Here is a 1,230-nt window from a genome sequence, read left to right on the forward strand (position 1 = left end):
CTGGAAAGGCGTGTTCGCTCGGTCATGAGACGATTGCAATTACGCCCTCAAAGAATCCGTTCTTATTTCCGGCATCCACGTATCGCCTACGCAGCATGATTTGGTGTATTTGATTGCCGGGTTAATACTAATGCAATCGCAAGAAGCGACTTTATAATTTTCATCGCAACTACCACCAGATGTAATTTTGGAATCTTAGGCTTAAACTATCTGCCATTTTAATATTTCGGCGTGAACGATTACTGTGCGCCAGTTTTGCAAATGACGCACAGTTAAAATTTACGGGATGTGCTAGTCAAGAGCAAGAACAATTAACCGTTATTTATCCCGACAGGCATGCCTCTAAATTCAACAGAGTGAGTCACTCCATCAGGGGTTTTAATTAGTATCTCGTAAGTTCTAACATCACTGTTTTCAGACAAAGGAGCAGTCACAGGTGATACGCTAAGAACTTTCCCAGTTTTTAATAGCTTGATCATCATCTCGTGACCATCACCCACTGTATGGTCGTGCTTCATGGGCTCCACAGAGTCACTTGCGGCCATTATCAGAGGTGAGGTGACCGTAAGCGCCAGCGCTAGCATCAATCCGTTTATTTTCTTCATGAAGGTTCCCTCTTGATTGTTTGTACGTGAATGTATTATACGCCCCTTACGGTAAGCTGTCCCAAACATTACATCTTTGTAATTTTTGAGTGGTTGTCCGAAACCATCTCACCATGCTATTACCGTGCCCCGCTGGGGTCTCCCCACCACCATGTTGGTTACCACCGCTAGAGGCAACGAGTGCTCATACGCTCCCTCATCTAGCCCAGGAAGCTTTTTGCAGAAAAGCCACCATTGCCCAGTGTACGGGTCAGCCATGCTTCTTCCCCACGCAGGCATCCCAGTGGCCTTAATTCCAGGCTTGATGGCCCAAAATGTTTTTGCTGGGTCATCGGAGTTCCGCTTCAGCAATTAGCATGCCACGCATGCTTGCGTCTGAATCTTACGATTTGTCAGATCACACATGCCCCAACCGCGTGAGCAGGCGAATCGCTAATTGTCCGTGTTCTGCCTGTTCGCTCCTGCAGTTAAGGCGTCGTTTCCTACCGGCAAAAAAAAGGTTCATCGCGCTTTCCCGGGGAAGGCAGCCTTGATTTTCAGGAAAAAGTATTCCGAGTCCCGAAAACCATAGGCCATACGCTTGATCACCTTGATGCGGTTGTTGACGCCCTCAAGGACGCTGGTA

General features: G+C 47.5%; 2 protein-coding genes and 1 pseudogene. All 3 read right to left on the reverse strand.

Annotated elements, in window-relative coordinates; genetic code table 11:
- Positions 1-311 precede the first annotated feature (311 nt).
- Complete coding sequence (locus tag IEG05_RS23035; protein ID WP_152664427.1) at positions 312-605, reverse strand: hypothetical protein; 294 nt, start codon at positions 603-605, stop codon at positions 312-314.
- A gap of 68 nt (positions 606-673) precedes the next feature.
- Positions 674-935, reverse strand: a pseudogene (locus tag IEG05_RS23600) (c-type cytochrome); the annotation flags it as partial.
- Between the two features lie 171 nt (positions 936-1,106).
- Positions 1,107-1,230, reverse strand: a 124-nt coding sequence (locus IEG05_RS23040; protein WP_135960834.1) for a transposase, incomplete at its 5' end; no start/stop codon positions are given.

Source organism: Stutzerimonas kunmingensis (assembly GCF_014764705.1).
Classification (GTDB): domain Bacteria; phylum Pseudomonadota; class Gammaproteobacteria; order Pseudomonadales; family Pseudomonadaceae; genus Stutzerimonas.